This window comes from Arthrobacter sp. CAN_A6 (assembly GCF_015751715.1).
Taxonomy (GTDB): Bacteria; Actinomycetota; Actinomycetes; order Actinomycetales; family Micrococcaceae; genus Arthrobacter_D.
Window position 1 is genome coordinate 1 of sequence record NZ_JADOUV010000022.1, and the last position, 17,659, is coordinate 17,659.

22 protein-coding genes are annotated in these 17,659 nt (G+C 61.3%); 17 read left to right on the forward strand and 5 right to left on the reverse strand.

Annotation, left to right across the window (positions count from 1 at the left end; genetic code table 11):
• Window positions 1–416: 416 nt before the first annotated feature.
• The 3 genes from IWX75_RS16660 (at window position 417) to IWX75_RS16670 (ending at window position 2,369) form a co-directional block, all read left to right on the forward strand.
• The gene (locus IWX75_RS16660) at window positions 417–1,196 is read left to right on the forward strand and encodes a cupredoxin domain-containing protein (protein WP_196823379.1); all 780 of its coding nucleotides are present in this window, start codon (window positions 417–419) and stop codon (window positions 1,194–1,196) included.
• 155 nt (window positions 1,197–1,351) lie between these two features.
• Window positions 1,352–1,690: an alpha/beta fold hydrolase gene (locus IWX75_RS16665; RefSeq protein ID WP_334684431.1), complete on the forward strand. Its 339-nt coding sequence runs from the start codon at window positions 1,352–1,354 to the stop codon at window positions 1,688–1,690.
• A gap of 4 nt (window positions 1,691–1,694) precedes the next feature.
• Window positions 1,695–2,369, forward strand: coding sequence for a haloacid dehalogenase type II (locus tag IWX75_RS16670; RefSeq protein WP_196823381.1), 675 nt, complete (start codon window positions 1,695–1,697; stop codon window positions 2,367–2,369).
• 177 nt (window positions 2,370–2,546) lie between these two features.
• Here the strand turns inward: IWX75_RS16670 and IWX75_RS16675 are convergent, their stop codons facing one another.
• Complete coding sequence (locus IWX75_RS16675) at window positions 2,547–2,849, reverse strand: DUF427 domain-containing protein (protein WP_196823382.1); 303 nt, start codon at window positions 2,847–2,849, stop codon at window positions 2,547–2,549.
• A gap of 252 nt (window positions 2,850–3,101) precedes the next feature.
• On the opposite strand from IWX75_RS16675, the gene IWX75_RS16680 reads away from it, so the two are divergent.
• From IWX75_RS16680 to IWX75_RS16690, 3 genes are all read left to right on the forward strand, one after another.
• Entirely contained in the window at window positions 3,102–3,716 is a 615-nt protein-coding gene (locus IWX75_RS16680) for an isochorismatase family protein (protein ID WP_334684432.1), read from the forward strand.
• Between the two features lie 76 nt (window positions 3,717–3,792).
• Window positions 3,793–4,167, forward strand: coding sequence for a thioredoxin family protein (locus IWX75_RS16685; RefSeq protein ID WP_196823384.1), 375 nt, complete (start codon window positions 3,793–3,795; stop codon window positions 4,165–4,167).
• A gap of 46 nt (window positions 4,168–4,213) precedes the next feature.
• Window positions 4,214–4,516, forward strand: coding sequence for an antibiotic biosynthesis monooxygenase family protein (locus IWX75_RS16690; RefSeq protein ID WP_196823385.1), 303 nt, complete (start codon window positions 4,214–4,216; stop codon window positions 4,514–4,516).
• Window positions 4,517–4,716: 200 nt separating this feature from the next.
• On the opposite strand, the gene IWX75_RS16695 is transcribed toward IWX75_RS16690, so the two are convergent.
• A complete protein-coding gene (locus IWX75_RS16695; protein ID WP_196823386.1) occupies window positions 4,717–5,367 on the reverse strand; it encodes a class I SAM-dependent methyltransferase in 651 nt (216 codons plus the stop codon).
• Window positions 5,368–5,464: 97 nt separating this feature from the next.
• Between IWX75_RS16695 and IWX75_RS16700 the strand changes: the two genes are divergently transcribed.
• Entirely contained in the window at window positions 5,465–6,883 is a 1,419-nt protein-coding gene (locus IWX75_RS16700) for a dihydrolipoyl dehydrogenase family protein (RefSeq protein ID WP_196823387.1), read from the forward strand.
• Window positions 6,884–6,961: 78 nt separating this feature from the next.
• Here IWX75_RS16700 and IWX75_RS16705 read toward each other — a convergent pair whose 3' ends face one another.
• Together IWX75_RS16705 and IWX75_RS16710 are read right to left on the reverse strand one after the other, a co-directional pair.
• Window positions 6,962–7,591, reverse strand: coding sequence for a CDP-alcohol phosphatidyltransferase family protein (locus tag IWX75_RS16705; protein ID WP_196823388.1), 630 nt, complete (start codon window positions 7,589–7,591; stop codon window positions 6,962–6,964).
• A complete protein-coding gene (locus IWX75_RS16710) occupies window positions 7,584–8,186 on the reverse strand; it encodes a TVP38/TMEM64 family protein (protein WP_196823389.1) in 603 nt (200 codons plus the stop codon). Before IWX75_RS16710 ends, IWX75_RS16705 begins: the two co-directional genes overlap by 8 nt.
• Before the next feature lie 173 nt (window positions 8,187–8,359).
• Here IWX75_RS16710 and IWX75_RS16715 point away from each other — a divergent pair, with 173 nt between their 5' ends.
• The 5 genes from IWX75_RS16715 (at window position 8,360) to IWX75_RS16735 (ending at window position 12,328) form a co-directional block, all read left to right on the forward strand.
• A complete protein-coding gene (locus IWX75_RS16715) occupies window positions 8,360–9,613 on the forward strand; it encodes an ABC transporter substrate-binding protein (protein ID WP_196823390.1) in 1,254 nt (417 codons plus the stop codon).
• Window positions 9,610–10,221 (forward strand): TOBE domain-containing protein, encoded by a 612-nt coding sequence (locus IWX75_RS16720; RefSeq protein WP_196823391.1) that lies wholly within the window; start codon window positions 9,610–9,612, stop codon window positions 10,219–10,221. Before IWX75_RS16715 ends, IWX75_RS16720 begins: the two co-directional genes overlap by 4 nt.
• A 179-nt stretch (window positions 10,222–10,400) precedes the next feature.
• Entirely contained in the window at window positions 10,401–10,874 is a 474-nt protein-coding gene (locus tag IWX75_RS16725; protein ID WP_334684433.1) for a hypothetical protein, read from the forward strand.
• A 98-nt stretch (window positions 10,875–10,972) separates the two neighbouring features.
• The gene (locus tag IWX75_RS16730) at window positions 10,973–11,671 is read left to right on the forward strand and encodes a Crp/Fnr family transcriptional regulator (protein WP_334684434.1); all 699 of its coding nucleotides are present in this window, start codon (window positions 10,973–10,975) and stop codon (window positions 11,669–11,671) included.
• 114 nt (window positions 11,672–11,785) lie between these two features.
• Window positions 11,786–12,328: a carboxymuconolactone decarboxylase family protein gene (locus IWX75_RS16735; RefSeq protein WP_196823393.1), complete on the forward strand. Its 543-nt coding sequence runs from the start codon at window positions 11,786–11,788 to the stop codon at window positions 12,326–12,328.
• 254 nt (window positions 12,329–12,582) lie between these two features.
• On the opposite strand, the gene IWX75_RS16740 is transcribed toward IWX75_RS16735, so the two are convergent.
• Entirely contained in the window at window positions 12,583–13,002 is a 420-nt protein-coding gene (locus IWX75_RS16740; RefSeq protein ID WP_196823394.1) for a heavy metal-responsive transcriptional regulator, read from the reverse strand.
• A 55-nt stretch (window positions 13,003–13,057) separates the two neighbouring features.
• On the opposite strand from IWX75_RS16740, the gene IWX75_RS16745 reads away from it, so the two are divergent.
• From IWX75_RS16745 to IWX75_RS16765, 5 genes are all read left to right on the forward strand, one after another.
• Window positions 13,058–13,357, forward strand: a complete 300-nt coding sequence (locus IWX75_RS16745) for a thioredoxin family protein (protein ID WP_196823395.1) — start codon at window positions 13,058–13,060, stop codon at window positions 13,355–13,357.
• 133 nt (window positions 13,358–13,490) lie between these two features.
• Window positions 13,491–14,843, forward strand: a complete 1,353-nt coding sequence (locus tag IWX75_RS16750) for a dihydrolipoyl dehydrogenase family protein (RefSeq protein ID WP_196823396.1) — start codon at window positions 13,491–13,493, stop codon at window positions 14,841–14,843.
• A 263-nt stretch (window positions 14,844–15,106) separates the two neighbouring features.
• Window positions 15,107–15,679, forward strand: coding sequence for a recombinase family protein (locus IWX75_RS16755; protein WP_196823397.1), 573 nt, complete (start codon window positions 15,107–15,109; stop codon window positions 15,677–15,679).
• A 62-nt stretch (window positions 15,680–15,741) separates the two neighbouring features.
• Window positions 15,742–16,239 (forward strand): DUF6932 family protein, encoded by a 498-nt coding sequence (locus IWX75_RS16760; protein ID WP_442858997.1) that lies wholly within the window; start codon window positions 15,742–15,744, stop codon window positions 16,237–16,239.
• The gene (locus tag IWX75_RS16765) at window positions 16,236–17,222 is read left to right on the forward strand and encodes a hypothetical protein (RefSeq protein ID WP_196823399.1); all 987 of its coding nucleotides are present in this window, start codon (window positions 16,236–16,238) and stop codon (window positions 17,220–17,222) included. The genes IWX75_RS16760 and IWX75_RS16765 overlap by 4 nt, the downstream gene beginning before the upstream one ends.
• Window positions 17,223–17,659: the final 437 nt, after the last annotated feature.

A 17,659-nucleotide genomic window follows, 5' to 3' on the forward strand; every position in this document is an offset into this window, starting at 1 on the left:
GCTCCAACGACCTCTACCAAGCACACACCACCACCTCGGACCAACAAGCGATACCCTCAGAACCACGGGCGGTGCATTGACCGGTTGAGATCACCTTAGTAATCGAAGAAGTCGAGCTTGCCAGCGCCCAGGGCCGTGAACTCGCAGTGCGCCACGACGTTGTTTTCGCGCCCGGTATTTTGCTCGATGGGCAGCTGCTCGGTTTCGGTCGATTGTCCGAGAAAAGACTCCGATGGCGGCTCGCGAAGAAGTAGGCCTGTGCGTAGGTCTACTACGCACGATAGGGTTGGTGAAGAGGCAGCCCAACGCGCCGCAGATGACAAGTGTCACGTGGCGGAGGTTTCGGGGCAAGGGTCGTCGAATCGATTGACGGCCAGGATATTGTCTCCCTAACTACCCCGCCGGAGGGACTCATCATGATCACCAGTAGAAAAGTTCTCAGCGTCGCTTTCACCGCAGCCTTGGTTGGAGGGGCAGGCCTCGGGTCTACGGGGGCCGCTCTGGCCTCTTCCGGCCCGGTGTCCCAGTCCGGACCGGCAATGACCACCGAGCAGATGGCTATCACCATCGATAACTTCGTGTTTACGGGGCCAGGCACGGTCAACCCGGGCGGTGAGATCACGGTGACCAATAACGACACCGAAGCCCATTCGGTGACCGCCGATGATGGTTCCTTCGATGTCACCATCCCGGGTGGGGCTAGCGCCACTTTCACGGCTCCCAGTGAAGCAGGAACCTATGGGTTCTTCTGCAAATTCCACGGCAGCATGAAGGGCTCTCTCACTGTCGGAGCCGAAGGCATGGCGCAGATGCACGAGAAGATGATGATGGACCATCCCGAGATGGCGCAGATGCACGAGAAGATGATGATGGGCGGTGCTGGGATGGCGCAGATGCACGAGAAGATGATGATGGGCGGTGCTGGGATGGCGCAGATGCACGAGAAGATGATGATGGACCATCCGGACATGGCGCAGATGCACGAGAAGATGATGATGGGCGGCGCGGAGTCCGGTAGCGCGGAAGGCAATGGGATGGACCAGATGGGTGCGGTGCCTATGGGCGGCGCCGACACCGGAGTATCGACCGAGAGTACGAGCGAGGAGTCAACCATTATCGCTCTCGGTGGAGGGTTGCTCCTCCTCGCCGCAGCCAGCGGAACCTACGTTGTCTACCGGCGGAACAGCAGCACCTGATCTTTACCCACCTGGTCGGTTCAGGGTCCGGTTGACAAGGGACAACGGGGCGACCCTGGTGACGAGTGGAAAAGACAATGACGACTGGTCCTTCAAAGCCTTCGACCCTGCACCCGGTGACAGGAGCAGGTGCGAGGCTGTGCTGGGTAGTCGTGATGCCACCAATAGCCTTCTCGCCCAACTTCGTGCAGGCGGCTGGGGCGTTGGAGCGTGGGCGAAGCTGTTCGCGGAGCATGATGCGCCAGGTCGCCGCACTTGATGTTCAGGACACCCTGGACATTTCGGACCGGCTGACGGGCCTTAAGCTGCCGGCACGGGTGGTCTGGGGTGAAGCCGACACGTTCCAGAAGATCAGGTATGGGGAGCGGCTCGCCGCTGACCTCGGAGCCGACCTGATCCGGATACCCGGGGGCAAGCACTTCACTCCCGAAGACCATCCACGGGACATCGCCGACGCCATCAACCCGATCCTCGCCGGAGCCGGAAAGGACTAACCACATGACGACCAGACCGTCCGTCATCGTTTTCGACGTCAATGAAACCCTGTCCGACATGGGCCCTCTCGCAGACGCGTTCACCCGCGCCGGGGTACCTGCTTCCCTTGCCCGGCTGTGGTTTACGGAAGTACTCCGCGACGGGTTCGCTCTTACCTCAGCGGGGGACAACCCTGCCTTTGCCGACCTTGCCACCGACAGTCTTCACCGCCTCCTGACACAGACCTCAGGACCGGGGGACTACCAGGAACAGGTCGATTCCATCATGGCCGTTTTCACGAACCTCTCGCTACACCCGGATGCCGGGCCAGGAATCAGTGCGCTCAGTCGTATCACGCAACTGATCACCCTCAGCAACGGTGCCACCTCGGTGGCAGAATCCCTCCTGAGTCGGGGCGGCGTTCAGGACAAGTTCTCCCGGTTCCTCAGCGTCCAGGACGCTCCACGATGGAAACCCGCCCGCGAAGCCTATGACTATGCCGCCCGGGAAACCGGGCAGACGGTTGACCAACTGCTGCTCGTCGCCGTGCACCCCTGGGACATTCACGGCGCCAACACCGCTGGCCTGAAAACAGCGTGGATCAACCGCACCGGGGCCTCCTACCCCTCCTATTTCACCGCACCCGACATCGAAGCCGAAGACCTGGTGACTCTCGCAGGAAAGCTCACCGGATCCTGAAACAGGCTGCAGAACCGGGGCTGGCCTGAGGCACGAGCCGACCCGGGTCTGCAGGCCGCACTGGGGCAAAATGGGCGCGGGTCGATAGCTATGGCTTGGATGTGTGGCAGGAGCCCACTTCATGTCCTTGGGTCAGGCGGGGGACAGGATGGCTCGGTGGAGTAATCGCTGTCGGCGTCACTGAGATGCAGCGCCGCTGGGTTCGATGGTGACGCCGCGCCAGAAGGCGACACGATTCTTGATGGGCAGTGCCCGCTGTTTGGGTTCGGGGTAAAACCAGGCGGCGTCCGTATTCTGCTGTCCATTCACTTCAAGGGTGCGGTAACTGGCCTTGCCTTTCCACGGGCAGACAGAGTACATGTCGCTGTCCTTGAAATACCGTTGGTCCACCGCGTCCATGGGGAAGTAGCTATTGCCCTCGACCACCACAATATCCTCGGACTCTGCGATGACCGCTCCGTTCCACACTGCTCTTGCCATAATGGGTCCCTTTCCCTGCGGCCAGGCCAGCATGCCTGACCGGGCGTTGGCGTCCCTCAGGCCGTAGAGTGCTTCGCGGTCCGGGGTGCTTCTTTCGCAACTGTATGACCGCTGGGGTCTCCCACACGGTGTCCTGGGTTACAGAACTATCGTCCACTAATGCCTAGTGTACGAAGGTGCCCGAAGATCAGGGCCCGCCGCTATCACCATCCAAGGAGAGCCATGACTTTCGATAATTCGACAACAGCACTCGTGCTGACCGACCCACAGAATGATTTCCTCAGCCCCGACGGGGTGACATGGGAACTGGTCGGCAACAGTGTGCGGGAGAACAACACGGTTGAACACATCGACCAGTTACTGGCCGCCGCCAAAACCGCCGGTTACAAGGTTTTCATTTCCCCGCACTACTACTTCCCGCAGGATCATCAGTGGGAATTCGGCGGGACGCTGGAAAAGAAGATGCACGAAATTGGTATGTTCGACCGGCCTGGACCCTTGAGCCTGGAGGGCTTTGAAGGCTCCGGTGCTGACTGGCTGGAGCAGTACAAGCCCTACATCCAGGATGGGAAAACCGTTATCTGCAGCCCCCACAAGGTGTACGGCCCGGAACAGAACGACCTCGTCCTCCAACTACGCAAACGCGGCATCAGCAAGGTCGTCCTGGCAGGAATGTCCGCCAATCTTTGCATCGAGAGCCACCTGCGGGAGCTTTTGGAGCAGGGCTTCGATGTGACGGTCGTCGCGGACGCCACGGCAGCAGCGCAACACCCTGAGCTGGGAGACGGCTACGCCGCTGCCCTGACGAACTTCAACTACATCGCAGGTGCCGTAATCACCACCGACGAGGCCGTTGCATCTTTTTAGGCCCCGCCCAGATTCTGACCCCAACAAGGAGGTGCACCAGGCTGACACCTGGTGCACCTCATGACAAGGAGCCACGATGGCAACCGTTGACATCACCGAAAAAACCTTCGAAACCGTACTCAATGACAATGATATTGTTCTGATTGATTTCTGGGCGGGCTGGTGCGCACCCTGCCGCAGGTTCGCCCCGACGTACAGCGCAGCTTCCGAAAAGCACCCTGACATTGCCTTCGCGAAGGTCGACACGGAGGCCGAACAGGCCTTCTCGGCGAAGGCAGGCATCAGTTCCATCCCGACACTGATGGCCTTCCGCGAAAAAGTCCTTGTGTTCTCGCAGCCAGGAGCCCTGGACGCCACGGCACTCGAACAGGTCATCACCGAAGTCAAAGCCCTCAATATGCAAGACATCCATGCCGGCCTTGCCGCGCAAAACGCCGGCGTCAACAGCTGAAAGCTAGCCTCCCAGGCATCACGACATGAAAGGTCGACAGAATCACATGATTTTCGAACACGCACAACTCACCATCCGTCATGACGGGCATGAGGAATTCCACAAGACGTACCCCGCTATCCGCGAGAACCTCCTGGCAGCGACCGGATGCCGGTCAGTGGACCTGCACCGCAGCGTCGACCAACCACAGGTCTACCTGCTCCGTGTGGGATGGAACGCTCTGACCGACCACACGGAGGTCTTTCCCGAAACGGAGCAGGGTCGCAACGTTCTGGCCCTCCTCGGACCGCATGTGGAGTCCCTGGACATGATCCACTTCGAGGGAAATCCCCTTCAGCCCGCCGGATAATTGGTTATTCACCTCCAACCGCACTTCCCTGCGGTCTCATGGCGTGCAGCCGCGAAGAAACATGAGATGCCGGGCCATAGCGAGCAATGGAAATCTGCCGTTTCGTGGGCGTCCCTAGTTTTGGCCAAATCTCAGCAATTGAACGCGGTGTGCTGGACGATCTTCTGCAGGGGATAGAGCGGAAACGGGGTCGGGGAGTGCTACCGGCGGCGGCCCGTGCGAATTTGGAGGTGCCCGCCGCGTGCGGAGGCGGCTTGTACGTCGGCGCAGTCGCGTTCGAGCCCGGTCCAGGGGTGTGCGGTGATATCGGCGCCGCCCAGGTGGCACGCGGCTCGGGCGAGTGGGGTTGCGAGGGCGAAGACGCCGGTGGGTTCCTGCATGTCCACCACGGTCATGGAAGCGCCCGGAGAGGACATGAGGATCATGTTGGTCCAGGCGGTTTCCCAGTCCGCCATAAGGGACAGGGCGTAGGTCGCCAGCGCAGCCTCCGAATACTCACGCCCGCCCTGAAGTGCGATGCTGGCGCAGATGGCGGCAGGCGTGAGCGTGGTCGCATCCGCCTCGATGAGAATGACGTTGGTCCAGCCTTTACGCGTGGCCTTCCGCCGGGCCTGGGCCAGCATGTCCGGGCTGCGGTCGATGCCCACAATCATGCCCCCGGGGCCGATCCGGTGATGAAGGATCCCGAAATTCAGTCCGGTGCCGCACCCGATGTCCACGACCTGGTCACCGGGATGAAGGTCCAGGGATTCGATGCCGATCTTCCTGCCGGTCCGATACACAGGCCATTCGGCCGAGAGCAGGTCATACAGGGGTGCGATGCTGCGGTATTTTCCGGCGATCAGGATCACTTCCGTATCGGGGGCGGGGCTCGGTTGGGCCGGCCGCGGTGCCTACAGCTTATGGTGAGGGAAAATCCGTAGAAACCGACGACGAGATGGAGATTCAATGAAACGCAAGGATGGGATCATCGATTTGCTGGTGGTCGGCGGTGGTACGGCCGGGATCGTGGGAGCGAAGACCGCAGCCCGGCTCGGCGCGGACACGGTCCTGGTCGAATCCGCCCGCACGGGCGGGGACTGCTTGTGGACCGGGTGTGTCCCGTCCAAAACTCTCCTCTCCGCGGCAAGTAAAGCGGTGGCTGAGCGCTCCCTCGGTGGCAGTGGAACAGCTTTTGCAGAGGTGCGGGCACGCATCTTGGAGGCCATCGCTGCCATCGAACCCGATGATTCTCCGGCGTCGCTGGAAGCCGTCGGTGCGTCAGTTGTGACCGGTACCGTCCGGTTCACAGCTCCCGGTGAAGCCGACATCGACGGGAAGACCATCCGTTTCCGGCAGGCGCTGATCGCGACCGGCAGCGCACCACTGGTACCACCGATTCCGGGATTGGACGAGGCTCCGATGGTGACATCGGAAACCGTGTGGGACCTGGTGGAACTCCCGCACCGCTTGGTAATCATCGGAGGAGGCCCGATCGCCTGTGAGCTGGGACAGGCCTTCGCGCGGCTCGGCTCCACCGTGGTGATGCTGGTGCGCTCGGAGATCCTGCCAAAAGAGGACCGCGACGCCGCGACGATCGTGGGAGCCAGCCTGCAAAAAGACGGCGTGGAAATCGTTGAAGGAGTGGAGACCGAAAGCGTCAGCACCTCCCATGACGACGGCCGTTCTCGAAGCACCATCCACACCGGTGATGGACGCGCATTCGATGCCGACGTCATCCTGGTGGCTACCGGCCGGAAGGCCCGCACCGAAGGCCTGGGGCTGGAGCACGTGGGTGTGGAGTGCGACGACGCCGGCCATGTGGTGGTGGATGCGGCAATGCGCACGTCGAATCCGAGGATCTGGGCGGCGGGAGATGTGACACCGCACCCCGACTTCACCCACCTGGCAGGGGTTTATGCGAGCACCGCAGCCTCCAATGCCGTCCTGGGCGTACACCGGTCGGTCAGCACGATCGTTCCGCGGGTAACCTTCACCTCCCCCGAGGTTGCCGCCGTCGGACCCACCACGGCTGACGGCAAGGATCAGACCACCTCGACCATCCAGCACGCGCAGACGGACAGGGCCGTCACCGAAGAGCAGACCTCGGGCTTCACCCGGCTGGTGATCGGCAAGGGCGGGCGGATTCTCGGGGGAACGATCGTGGGACCCCGGGCCGGGGAATCCCTGGCGGAACTGACACTTGCCGTACACCAAAAGCTCACCACACGGAACCTCTCAGGTGTCACCCATCCCTACCCCACGTATAACGACGCCCTGTGGAATGCGGCCATCGCCGATGCCCGTACGGCGCTCGACTCGCCCCTGGTCCGCACCGCGATGACCGGTCTGGTGAAATTCAACCGTTGGCGCAACCGGCGGTCCTGAACCCAACCGGTACTCGACGACCGGGGGCAGAAAGCCGATGGGCAGAGGGCAGAGGGCAGGGGGTCGTGGGGGAGGGGTTCAGCGCAGCAGCCGGTAACCGGCCACGATGCGCTGGGTGGCGCTGACCAGGACCAGGAATGCCCACACCGAGGCGATCTGCCAGGCTGCAGCCGGGAACAGGAGCCAGAGACTGTGGACCAGGACGGTCTCCGCGCCCTCCGCCAGGCCGCCGAGGAAGGACAGTGAGCGGCCGTCCTCGATCTGTCGGCCGCTTTTCTCCGCAAGGGAGGAGAAGGCGAGGAACACGCTGCCGTTGATGTAGTAGGCAAACAGTACGAAGAGGAAGGGCAGCCACGGCGCGCCGAAACCTGCGGTGGCTCCGATGGCCGCACCAATAACTGTCGCACCGTAGACCACGAAGTCGGCTGAGATATCCCAGAACCCGCCCTGCCCTGCATCCGTTCTCGTTCCAGTCTGCTGCGCCCTGCGGCGTGCCAGCGGCCCGTCGAGTCCGTCCGCGAGCCGGCAGAGCAGCCAGGCGGCAAGGGCGGGGAACCATAACTGGCCTGCTGCGAGGCCTGCACTGGCCAGCCCGAGGACCAGGTTGAGTCCGGTCAGGCGGTTCGGGGTGATCCACGAAACATCCAGCCGGGCCGCGGCGCGGTCCAGTGCGGGTGCGAGGAGGGGTCGAAGGCGCGAATCAAACATCAGGTGTCCTGTTCCTGCGCCGGGACCGCATGGCGACGATCAAACCCGCGAGGGTGAGCACGCCGAGGGCAGCTGTGGCTACCTGGGCGGGCCATCCGAACTCGAGGCCGAAAGCACCGAGGGCCAGGAAACTCACGGTACCGGGGAGGATGCCGAGCATCGTCCCCAGGAAGTAGGGCCACCAGCCCAGGGCAGTGAGCCCGGCGGAGTAATTGATCGCGGTGAAAGGCAGCACCGGAACCAGCCGGACCCCAACGACGGCGGGAAATCCGCGCTTGCTAAGGACGGCGTCGACCTTCTCCACCCGGGTGCCGGTGAATTTCTCAACAGCATCGCGGCCCAGTGCGCGTCCCAGCCAAAACGCCACGGACGCGCCCAGCAGCGCCGCGCAATAGACAATCACCAGCCCGGGGCCGAAACCGAACAGCACCCCGGCGGCGATGGAGAGCACGTTCTTGGGAACAGGGGCGAGGGTCAGGGCGGCGTACCCGGCAACGAAGCCTACCGGCCCCCACCAGCCGGCCTGCTCCACCAGCGCGCGCAGCTCCTCCACGTCCGGGATGGGCACCGTGAGGACCACCACAGTCGCTGCCACGATGATCACCACTAGCAGCAGGACCCGCCGGGCGGGGTAAGGAACGGCGCGCGGCGGCGCGCGTGGTTTTCGTCCATGCTCTCCCACCATCGGCTGCCCAACCTGGCCCGTTCGGGCGCCGGACTCGCTTCGAGGATACTGGAAACAGCATCCCCACCAGTCTAAGGACGCCCATGACCCGCCATCCCGCCCTGGCACGACGACGCGGTCCTGCCCTGCCCGCGGCCGCAGCAGCGCTGACACTGCTGCTTGCTTCCTGTTCGGGGGCTACCGCCGGAGCGGCGGAAAGCTTCGAGAGCTTCGACGAGGTTCAGGCGGAGGCGGAGGGTCAGACCGTTGATCTGTGGATGTACGGGGGAGATGAACAGGGCAACGCCTACGTTGACCAGGTGCTCGCCCCGGCAGCCATGGAGCAGGGAGTCGCCCTGCGTCGCGTTCCCATCGCGGATACCGCGGACGCGGTGAACCGTGTCCTCAGTGAGCGCCAGGCAGGGCGCGACGACGGAACGGTGGACCTGGTCTGGGTCAACGGTGCCAACTTTAGCACCGGACGCCAGGCCGAGGCCTGGCGGTGCGGGTGGACGGCTCTGCTACCCAACATGGAGTACACCGACCCGGAAGACCCGCTGCTCCTCAATGACTTCGGGACCCCGGTGGAGGGGTGTGAAGCGCCCTGGCATAAAGCGCAATTCACCTTCTTCTACGACTCGGAAGCCGTTCCTGACCCGCCGACCTCCCTGGAGGGAATCCTCGAGTGGGCGAAGGAGCACCCCGGCCGGTTCACGTATCCGGCACCACCGGATTTCACCGGCAGTGTCTTCCTCCGTGAGGTTCTCCTCAGTGCGGCAGGCGGCGCGGACCAGGTGCCGCTGGAGTACAGCGAGGAGGCGTTCGACGAACATGCCCCCGCAGCGCTTGAAACGCTGGACGAGGTGGCACCCTCGCTCTGGCGCGAAGGCCGCACCTATCCACGCGATGAGCAGGCCCTGAACACCCTCTTCGCCAACGGCGAGGTGGACATCGCCATGACCTACGGACCGGCCACACTCACCGACCTCGTAGCCTCCGGTGCCCTACCGGACTCCACTAGGGTCCTCACACTGGATGAGGGCACGGTGGGCAACGCGAGTTTCCTGGCCATCCCGGCGAACGCCGCCGACGCTGCAGGGGCGATGGTCGTCACCAATATTGCCCTGTCGCCGGAACAGCAGGCAGCAAAGGCCGACCCCGAAACATGGGGGCAGTTTCCGGTGCTCGACACCGGTCTCCTGACCCCGGCACAACAGGACCTGTTCGAGCAGTTGCCCGAATCGCCGATCGTTCCGGAGTACGAGGAACTTTCCCGCAACGCTCACGGTGAACTTGCCGCGGAATGGGTGCCGGTGCTGGATGAGGCATGGCGTCAGGACGTCGCGTCCACCCGATGAGCAGAGGCCCAGGTTCTCCCGCCACCACCGGGCGGGCTGTGCTTTCCGCCTTGCCCGCGGTGCTGCCGGTCGTGGCGGTCCTCGGCGTTTCCCTGACCGCGGCTGCGCTGCAGAGCCTGGGACTGATGCCCTTCATCGGACCCCCGGACTTCAGGATCGAGGCGTGGACCGGCGACACCATTGAACTGGTGCGCTCGAGCGGCATCTCCCAGCATGGGCCCGTCGCCCAACTGCATTACCAACCAGCCACGCTGGCGGTGAACCGGATTTTGGGCGGACTCAACACCATTCACGGGCACATAATCGCCGGTCACCACCATTCGTCGTTCGGCCGGATACCCGTCCAGAAAGACATTGATGAAGGTTCCGCATTCCTGCTCCTCCGACAGGAATCGGCCTGCCTCGTTCCAATCGGGCAGGGCATCGCTGATGGCACAGTCATTCGGGCGAAATCTCTCGGAGCCCACACCCTCATCCGGGTAGCCCTCGATGGGGGTACGAGACGCGAAACGCTCACCGTGGAGGTCGCCGATGATCCGCGGGTAGTAGCCGGAGAGAAAGTCGGACTCCGGCTCGGCAACGGTCACGGGTGGGCCGTTCCCGAGTGAGGTCCGGTCGCGGCGATCACCACGCGCGCACTAAAGATAGCGCCCAGGCGAGCGGACATAAGCCCACCCAATGGCGCACCGCCAGCCGAAGTGTGTCCTGGATTGCAGAACTCTCATCTAACCGAGGTCTAGCGTCGTTGATATCAGTGGTGAGGTACAACGATGAGGAAGGCAATCCAATGACTGCAGATCATAGGGCGACGACGCCCGAGGCTTCACCTACCGGACACACTACGTCCACCCCCATGTCCGTCCGGGTCGTGGCCGGAGTGGTGGGCGGCCTCGCTGGCGGTGTCGTCTTTGGAATGTTGATGGCGATGATGGGCATGCTGGCGATGATTGCTTCGCTGGTCGGTTCCACCTCGGCCGGCGTCGGATTCGCAGTTCATCTGGTGATCTCGGTCCTGATCGGACTTGCCCTGACGATTCCTGGTGCCGGCTTGCTGTCGGGAAGCCTGATGAAGAGTGCCCTCGTGGGCGCCCTTTATGGGATGTTGTGGTGGGTGCTGGGGCCGTTGCTGATCATGCCGGCGATGATGGGGATGCCGCTGTTTACCCTTGACGGGTCCTCCCTCGCCTCGCTGATGGGGCATGTTGTCTACGGGGTTATTCTGGGACTGGTTGCAGCGATGATCATCCGACGCCGCCGATGACAGCTCCTGGGTTGAACGACGCATGCTCCACCACGATCCTGTCAGCCGCGACGAGGCCTTCGAAGGTGTGGGCACCGCACGAACAGGAGGTCGAGATCTTGGCTGAAACCGGGGAGCCCTTCAGCTGTTTGAGCGCTGTGGAGCTCTTCGCGGACCTCACCACCCAGGACATGGCCGCTCTTGACCGGATGTCACCGCCTCGGCTTTTCCACAGCGGAGAGCTCGTCTTCAGCCAGGCCCAGCCCGTCAGTGCCCTGTTCATCCTCAAAGCAGGCAGAATCCGCATCTTCCGGGTCGCTGAGGATGGAAAAACGCTCACCATTGCCATCCTGGAACCAGGCGCCGTGTTCGGCGAGATGCTCCTGGTGGGTCAGCAGATGTATGACAACTACGCCGAAGCGATCGAGGACTCGACGGTGTGCCAACTCAGCGCGACGGACGTCGAGGAACACTTCCTCTCCAACCCCAAAATGGCGGTGAAAATCTCACGTCTTCTGGGCGAGCAGGTCGCAAGGCTCGAGGAACGCCTGACGGACATGGCTCTACGTCCCCTCTCCGCACGCACAGCCGCGACCCTGCTCAAACTCGCTGAAACCGCCCCCCGCAGCAGGTTCACACAATCCCAGTCCGTGAAACTCACCCACGAGCAACTTGCAGGACTATTGGGGGCAACACGCGAAGCGACCAGCAAAACCATGTCGGATTTCGCTACCCGCAATCTGATCCGGCAGGGCAGGGGACGCATTCTCATCGAAGACTCCGCGGGGCTCCGCCGGATCTCCCGCTCCACCTTCTGACCCATCTTCGTGCTCGGGCCGTGGTACGTCGAAGCCCTGACCATGATGCAGAACCGCTGTCAGGTTCTCTTATAGATTTCCACACCAGAAATCCCGATGAAAGAAGAAACACGCATGTCACGTATTACCGTCCACACTCCTGATACTGCCCCTGAAGAGAGCCGTAACGAGCTCGGTGCCCTTAAGAAGCAGTTTGGGAAAGTCCTCAACATCCACGGTGCCATGGCCCACTCACCCGTTGTCCTGCAGTCCTATGTGGCCCTCCAACAGGTCATCGGTGATTACGGGACCTTCGATGCCCGCACCCGGGAAGCCATCGCTCTGGCCGTCGGTAATGTGGACGAATGCACCTACTGCCAGTCCGCCCACACCATGGGAGCCAAAGCCGCCGGCCTCACCGAGGACCAGACGATCGCCATCCGAAAAGGCCAGATCGATTTCGATGACAAACTCGCAGCCCTGCTGGAACTGGCGCGGCAGGCAACAGCCAACAAGGGAGCAGTGAAGGATAGCGCGTGGCAAGCCGGCCTTGACGCCGGATGGACCGATACCGAACTCACGGAGCTCTCCACCCATGTAACCCTGAACCTGTTCACCAACTACTTCAATCACCTCGTGGAAACAGACCTGGACATCCCGGCAGCACCAGGTCTCTAAACACTCGCAACACGTATGCAGGCCCCTGCCGCCCGTCCCGGCAGGGGCCCGCATGCTTTGGAGCGACGTCCACCAGGGATGGGTGTCTCATTTGAATAGTTTGGATCACCGCTCACCACCCGTTACAGCCCACCTTGGGTTGCCCGGACGTCCCTGGAGGTAGCTGCAGGCTTATCCACAGAACTGCGTACCTGGTGGCCTGCATCGCTGAGTGACCGGTTTCTCCGGGAGTTTTATGGCGAGGATTAGGCGTACTATAGGCCGTGTTCGGCCCTTTTCGGCGGTGTGATGATGTGGCAGATGTCTGTTTCGGTGCAGTCGGCTGGGTCGAGGTCGTGACTGGTTTTGATGAGCCCCTGAAGTTCTGTTGCCAGGACGGCGAGTTCGCGTTGACGTGCCCGGACGTCGACGAGTTTTTGTTCCAGCAGGAGTGAGACGTGGGCGCATGGGGCCTCACCGGCATCACGAACCCCGAGGATGCTCCTGATTTCGGCCAAAGTGAGGCCGGAGGCTTGGGCGGCGCGGATGAACTGCAACCGGCCGATGATGGCGTTGTCGTAGCTTCGGTACCCGTTGGGCTCACGACGAGGCGCCGGCAGCAGGCCGTGGCGTTCGTAGAACCGGATGGTTTGACCGTCTACGCCGGTGGTAGCGGCGATTTCTCCGATGAGCACCGTTTCACTCTACCCCTTGACCTTGTAGCGGACTGCAAGGTTTAGGGTCGTAAGCATGGATATCACGTTGCAGTACTTTGATGGTTGCCCGAACTGGGAAATCGCCGACGAGCGGCTCATGGTCATCGCGGCGGAACATTCCGACGTCGTTGTGACACGTCAGAGGGTCGACACGGCGGACGAGGCGGAGCGGGTGGGCTTCCACGGTTCCCCAAGCATCCTGATCAATGGGATTGATGTGTTCGCTGATGCGTCCACGCCGGTGGGGCTGGCATGCCGCAGGTATATGACTCCGGAGGGCTTTGCGGGCGCGCCGACCATCGAGCAGTTGCGGGCGACCCTGCCCATCGTTTGAGTGCCCGAGGACTAACGATGTCGAACCGCGGATGGTCGGCGAGGATGCCGGCTGCTCCCCGTCGCCGCTGCTTCTATCGGCAGTCGCCACAGGTGCAGGCACGTGAAAATGCCTATAAGGAAGAGAGTTTGAGATGACTGACAACTACGATCTGCTGGTGATTGGTGCCGGGATGGCCGGTATCGCTGCGGCGACGAAATGCTCCTCGGCAGGGTGGCGTGTCGCGATCATTGATGCCCTTCCCTACGGTGGCACGTGTGCTCTGCGCGGATGTGACCCGAAGAAGATCCTGCGGCGCGCCGCCGAGGTGGTGGAGGGCGCCCGGCTGATGCGCGGCAAGGGCGTCAACGACGACGGTCTGGCGGTCAATTGGGGCGAACTGATGAAGCACAAACACGGTTTCACTGATCCCGTGCCGCAGAGCATGGAAGATGACTTGCGCGCACACGGTGTGGACACTCTGCACGGTACGGCGACTTTCACCGGTCCCACACAAGTGAAAATTTCCGGGGCAACATACCAGGCGTCGAAAATCCTGATCGCGACCGGTGCCACCCCCCGGCTCCTCGGCTTCCCGGGCGAGGAACACTTGATTGATAGCACCGACTTCCTGAACCTTGAGAGCCTTCCTTCCCGGATCGTGTTCGTTGGTGGCGGGTTCGTCTCCTTCGAGTTCGCCCACATCGCTGCCCGTGCGGGAAGCTCCACGGTCATCGTGGATCGCGGTGCGCGGCCGCTGAAGGCATTCGACGCGGATCTTGTCGAACTGCTGATCAGCCGTGGTTCCGACGCCGGAATCGAGGTGCAGCGCGGTACGAGCATCACAAGCGTCGTGAAGACCGGTTCCGGTTACCGGGTGCACGTCGATCAGGCTGGCAGCCCGGCGACGATTGATGCGGATCTCGTTGTTCACGGCGCCGGGCGGGTCCCGGACCTGTCCCGGCTGAACCTCGAAGAGGCCTACATGCCGTACGGCGAACATGGGGTGGAGGTCGCCGGCCACCTGCAAAGCACGATGAATCCTGCTGTCTACGCGGCGGGTGATTCCGCTGATACCCCGGGGATGCCGCTGACCCCGGTGGCCGTGATCGAAGCGAAAGTAGCCGCTTCCAACATGCTCAAATCCGGTTCCATAGTTCCGGACTACGCCGCGATTCCGACAGCAGTCTTCACGATCCCCGAACTCGTCCGTCTCGGGATGCTCGAACACGAGGCCCGGGACAGCGGCCTGGACGTGGAGGTCCGCTACACCGACACCAGCGGTTGGTACTCAAACTACCGGATCGGCGAAACCGCTGGCGCGACCAAAATCCTGATCAATAAAGCAGACGACCGCATCGTCGGCGCGCACTTGTTCGGAGCCGGGTACGCCGAACTCGCTAACACCATCAGCCTGGCCATGAAAAACGGCCTGACCACCCGTCAACTGAAATCGACGACCGCCACCTACCCCTCCATCGGATCGGATCTAGGCTCAATGATCTGACACCGGGGAAAAGCGACTCGTATCCGACAGTAGATGTGACGCTTGACCCAAACTCGCGGTGCGATCATTAGCCACACGAATGGCGGTTAGCCGCAGCTTCTGGTGGCGGTTTCACCGTCCCCTAAACCGATCCTCCACCGCGACACTATTTCGGGCCCGATCTACCACCGAAAATCCCGTATAGAACCTGATCACGCCGATTCGCGTATACCCTGCCCGGTAAATTGTCCCGCTTAGGTAACACAACCGCTACAGTCAGCACCATGACTGGACATATGATCGGGTACGCGCGCGTGTCGACCAATGAGCAGGACCTCACCGCCCAGCGCAACGGGCTCGCCGCACTCCACGTGCCCGAAGACCGGATCTACGTTGACCACGGTTTGACCGGCACCAACCGGGAACGACCAGGACTCCGGGAAGCCCTTGCTGCATGCAGGGCGGGGGACACTCTCGTCGTCACCAAGCTCGACCGGCTCGCCCGATCCCTGCCTGACGCGCGGGACATCATCGAGGACCTCACCAAACGGAAAATCAAGCTCAGCATCGGCGGGAATGTCCACGACCCCACCGATCCCGTCGGTCGGCTCCTGTTCAATGTCCTGGCCATGGTCGCTGAATTTGAATCCGACCTCATCCGCGCAAGAACCCGTGAAGGCATGCAGGTCGCTAGAGCCAAAGGCCGGCTCCGCGGCAAACAACCCAAACTCTCCAAGTCCCAGGAAGCGCACCTCGTCTCCCTATATAAGGGAGGACAACACACCACCACCGAAATCGCCGAACTCTTCAAAGTCGCCCGCAGCACCGTCTACCGCATCGTACAGAGGACGGAGTAGCTGTGCGGGTGCGATAGATTCATCAGGAACTTGCACCTGACGGGGGAAAATTGCTGCCGAAATTGAATGCCGAAGGTTTTCTTGATCCACTGAGCTCGCCGTACCCGGCAACGCTTGACGAAATCAAGCGAGTTTTTGTGGATCAAGCACCCTTCAAGGAACGAAGAGCAATGATCTTCCGGGCGCTCCACCTATTCATTGACGTGGTTTGGGAGACGATACCCGACGCCCGATTTTGGATTGATGGAGGCTTCACGACCCATAAGACCTGGGCGGCTCCTGAGGATGCAGATATCGTAGCTATAGTTCCCGTCAAGAAGTTCAAGCTCTGTCTTACCGAATCGATGCTGCCGCTCTCCACCCTTCAACATGTGACAGCCGGCCAACCGAACACCCACACCGCGAAGCTTCATACATTCGGCGGTCTTCTGGATACCTTTTTCATACCGGACCTGCCGGCGCATCTGCGGACGTGGGACGATACTTGGAGCAAGGTCAAAGGCTCCGACCAGAAAATCGTCCCTGGCAAGCGGAAAGGCTACATAGAGGTGGCGCCATGAGACTGTCAGATGAGACTCAGAACAGCATGCGCTTACTTCGTGAAGCACTCAACGAGACCACCGGGATCGAGGAAATCGATCGCATGGCGCAGTCTTCCATCTTGATGGGCGTAGTCGGTGATGATGAGAACCTGCTCCAGGTCTTTGAAGAGGAAACGGGGCCGGAGCAGGTCGAGCTTGATCTTCATCTAGAGGGCGCAGGCGTAGAAGGACATTCAACTAACGCCCTTGCGTTCGCAACCTTTGTTTCACGGGTAGCCGAAGCCGTTAAAGAGACTGCGAAGGACATCGCTAACTTCCCTCGTTACAACGCAGGTTTATTGATTGAAGGTGCAAGCCCCGGTTCAGTCAGAGTTGTCTTGAAGGCGCCAACACCTCCAACTACCCAGGACCTGACGCCTAAAACGTCAGTGTCATCAGTTGACTCAGAGGCACTTCGAAGAATCGCGCGGGTCATGACCCTGGCTTCCGAACCAGAGGGCGAGACTCTCGACGATGAGCCATTGAACGCTGCCATACATCAACTCCCAATCAAAGCGCGGACGAAGCTCAAGAGTGCGGCCGAGCAGGCGATCAAGACTAGCTGGGAGATTGATGGTTCGATAAGACAGCGTCAATTTGGCCGGGATCGTGTTGAACTTTCTGCTCGAGGGGCGAATCGTCTACGCAGTGCTCTACTTTCTGCCCATGAAGAATTTACGACAGAAGAGGCAATTGGGACTGTCGACGGGCTTAAACATTCACTCGGTGTCATGTGGTTTAGACCTGAGGTAGCCTCAAGATCTTTTCAGGCAACTGTTGCCGACGATGCGATGCTCTCTCGTATCGCCGAACTCGCGGCTGACCCAGATCAACGCGTTCTAGCAATTTTTGATACTTATTCGTCTCTAGTCGGATTGGGTGAATCAGTCGTAAAAAAAAGTCGACTTCTTCGTTCCATCACATTGGTTAGTGCGCATAAGCAAGGCGAGCTACCGATGTAGGGCCCATCATTATAAGGAAGCCCTGCATCTTGAAGATGTGGTGATGAAAAGGTTAATAACTGTAATCGTCGGGTACCGCTTCGAACTGTGCGGAGACCCAGTCCTCCACAGCCTGTAGTGCACGGAACTGTTCCTGGAAGCGTGCTACAAGGTCGGGGAAATCCACGTTAGCTTGATTACTGGGAAGATTACCTGCGTATCGAAAGTACGTTCCTGGAGCATCGGCTTGTTCGATAAGGGTGAGCAGTTGTTCAACTTCGATGGGAAACGGTTCGCTAAGGTCAAGCGCATCGTAATGTAGACGGGTTTCTTGGAGAAGCGGCTCGAGTTTATGGCCGATCGGGGACTGCCCAGGGTTTGGTTGACACCTGACCTGTGAGGATTTGTTCTCACTGGAAGGATGTCAATTATGGCAAAGGCATATCCGAAAGAGTTCC

Coding starts and splice junctions, on each gene's coding strand:
- IWX75_RS16660 (WP_196823379.1), top strand. CDS start 417: ATGATCACCAGTAGAAAAGTTCTCAGCGTCGCTTTCACCGCAGCCTTG.
- IWX75_RS16665 (WP_334684431.1), top strand. CDS start 1,352: ATGCCACCAATAGCCTTCTCGCCCAACTTCGTGCAGGCGGCTGGGGCG.
- IWX75_RS16670 (WP_196823381.1), top strand. CDS start 1,695: ATGACGACCAGACCGTCCGTCATCGTTTTCGACGTCAATGAAACCCTG.
- IWX75_RS16675 (WP_196823382.1), bottom strand. CDS start 2,849: ATGGCAAGAGCAGTGTGGAACGGAGCGGTCATCGCAGAGTCCGAGGAT.
- IWX75_RS16685 (WP_196823384.1), top strand. CDS start 3,793: ATGGCAACCGTTGACATCACCGAAAAAACCTTCGAAACCGTACTCAAT.
- IWX75_RS16690 (WP_196823385.1), top strand. CDS start 4,214: ATGATTTTCGAACACGCACAACTCACCATCCGTCATGACGGGCATGAG.
- IWX75_RS16700 (WP_196823387.1), top strand. CDS start 5,465: ATGAAACGCAAGGATGGGATCATCGATTTGCTGGTGGTCGGCGGTGGT.
- IWX75_RS16705 (WP_196823388.1), bottom strand. CDS start 7,591: ATGTTTGATTCGCGCCTTCGACCCCTCCTCGCACCCGCACTGGACCGC.
- IWX75_RS16715 (WP_196823390.1), top strand. CDS start 8,360: ATGACCCGCCATCCCGCCCTGGCACGACGACGCGGTCCTGCCCTGCCC.
- IWX75_RS16720 (WP_196823391.1), top strand. CDS start 9,610: ATGAGCAGAGGCCCAGGTTCTCCCGCCACCACCGGGCGGGCTGTGCTT.
- IWX75_RS16725 (WP_334684433.1), top strand. CDS start 10,401: ATGACTGCAGATCATAGGGCGACGACGCCCGAGGCTTCACCTACCGGA.
- IWX75_RS16735 (WP_196823393.1), top strand. CDS start 11,786: ATGTCACGTATTACCGTCCACACTCCTGATACTGCCCCTGAAGAGAGC.
- IWX75_RS16745 (WP_196823395.1), top strand. CDS start 13,058: ATGGATATCACGTTGCAGTACTTTGATGGTTGCCCGAACTGGGAAATC.
- IWX75_RS16750 (WP_196823396.1), top strand. CDS start 13,491: ATGACTGACAACTACGATCTGCTGGTGATTGGTGCCGGGATGGCCGGT.
- IWX75_RS16755 (WP_196823397.1), top strand. CDS start 15,107: ATGACTGGACATATGATCGGGTACGCGCGCGTGTCGACCAATGAGCAG.
- IWX75_RS16765 (WP_196823399.1), top strand. CDS start 16,236: ATGAGACTGTCAGATGAGACTCAGAACAGCATGCGCTTACTTCGTGAA.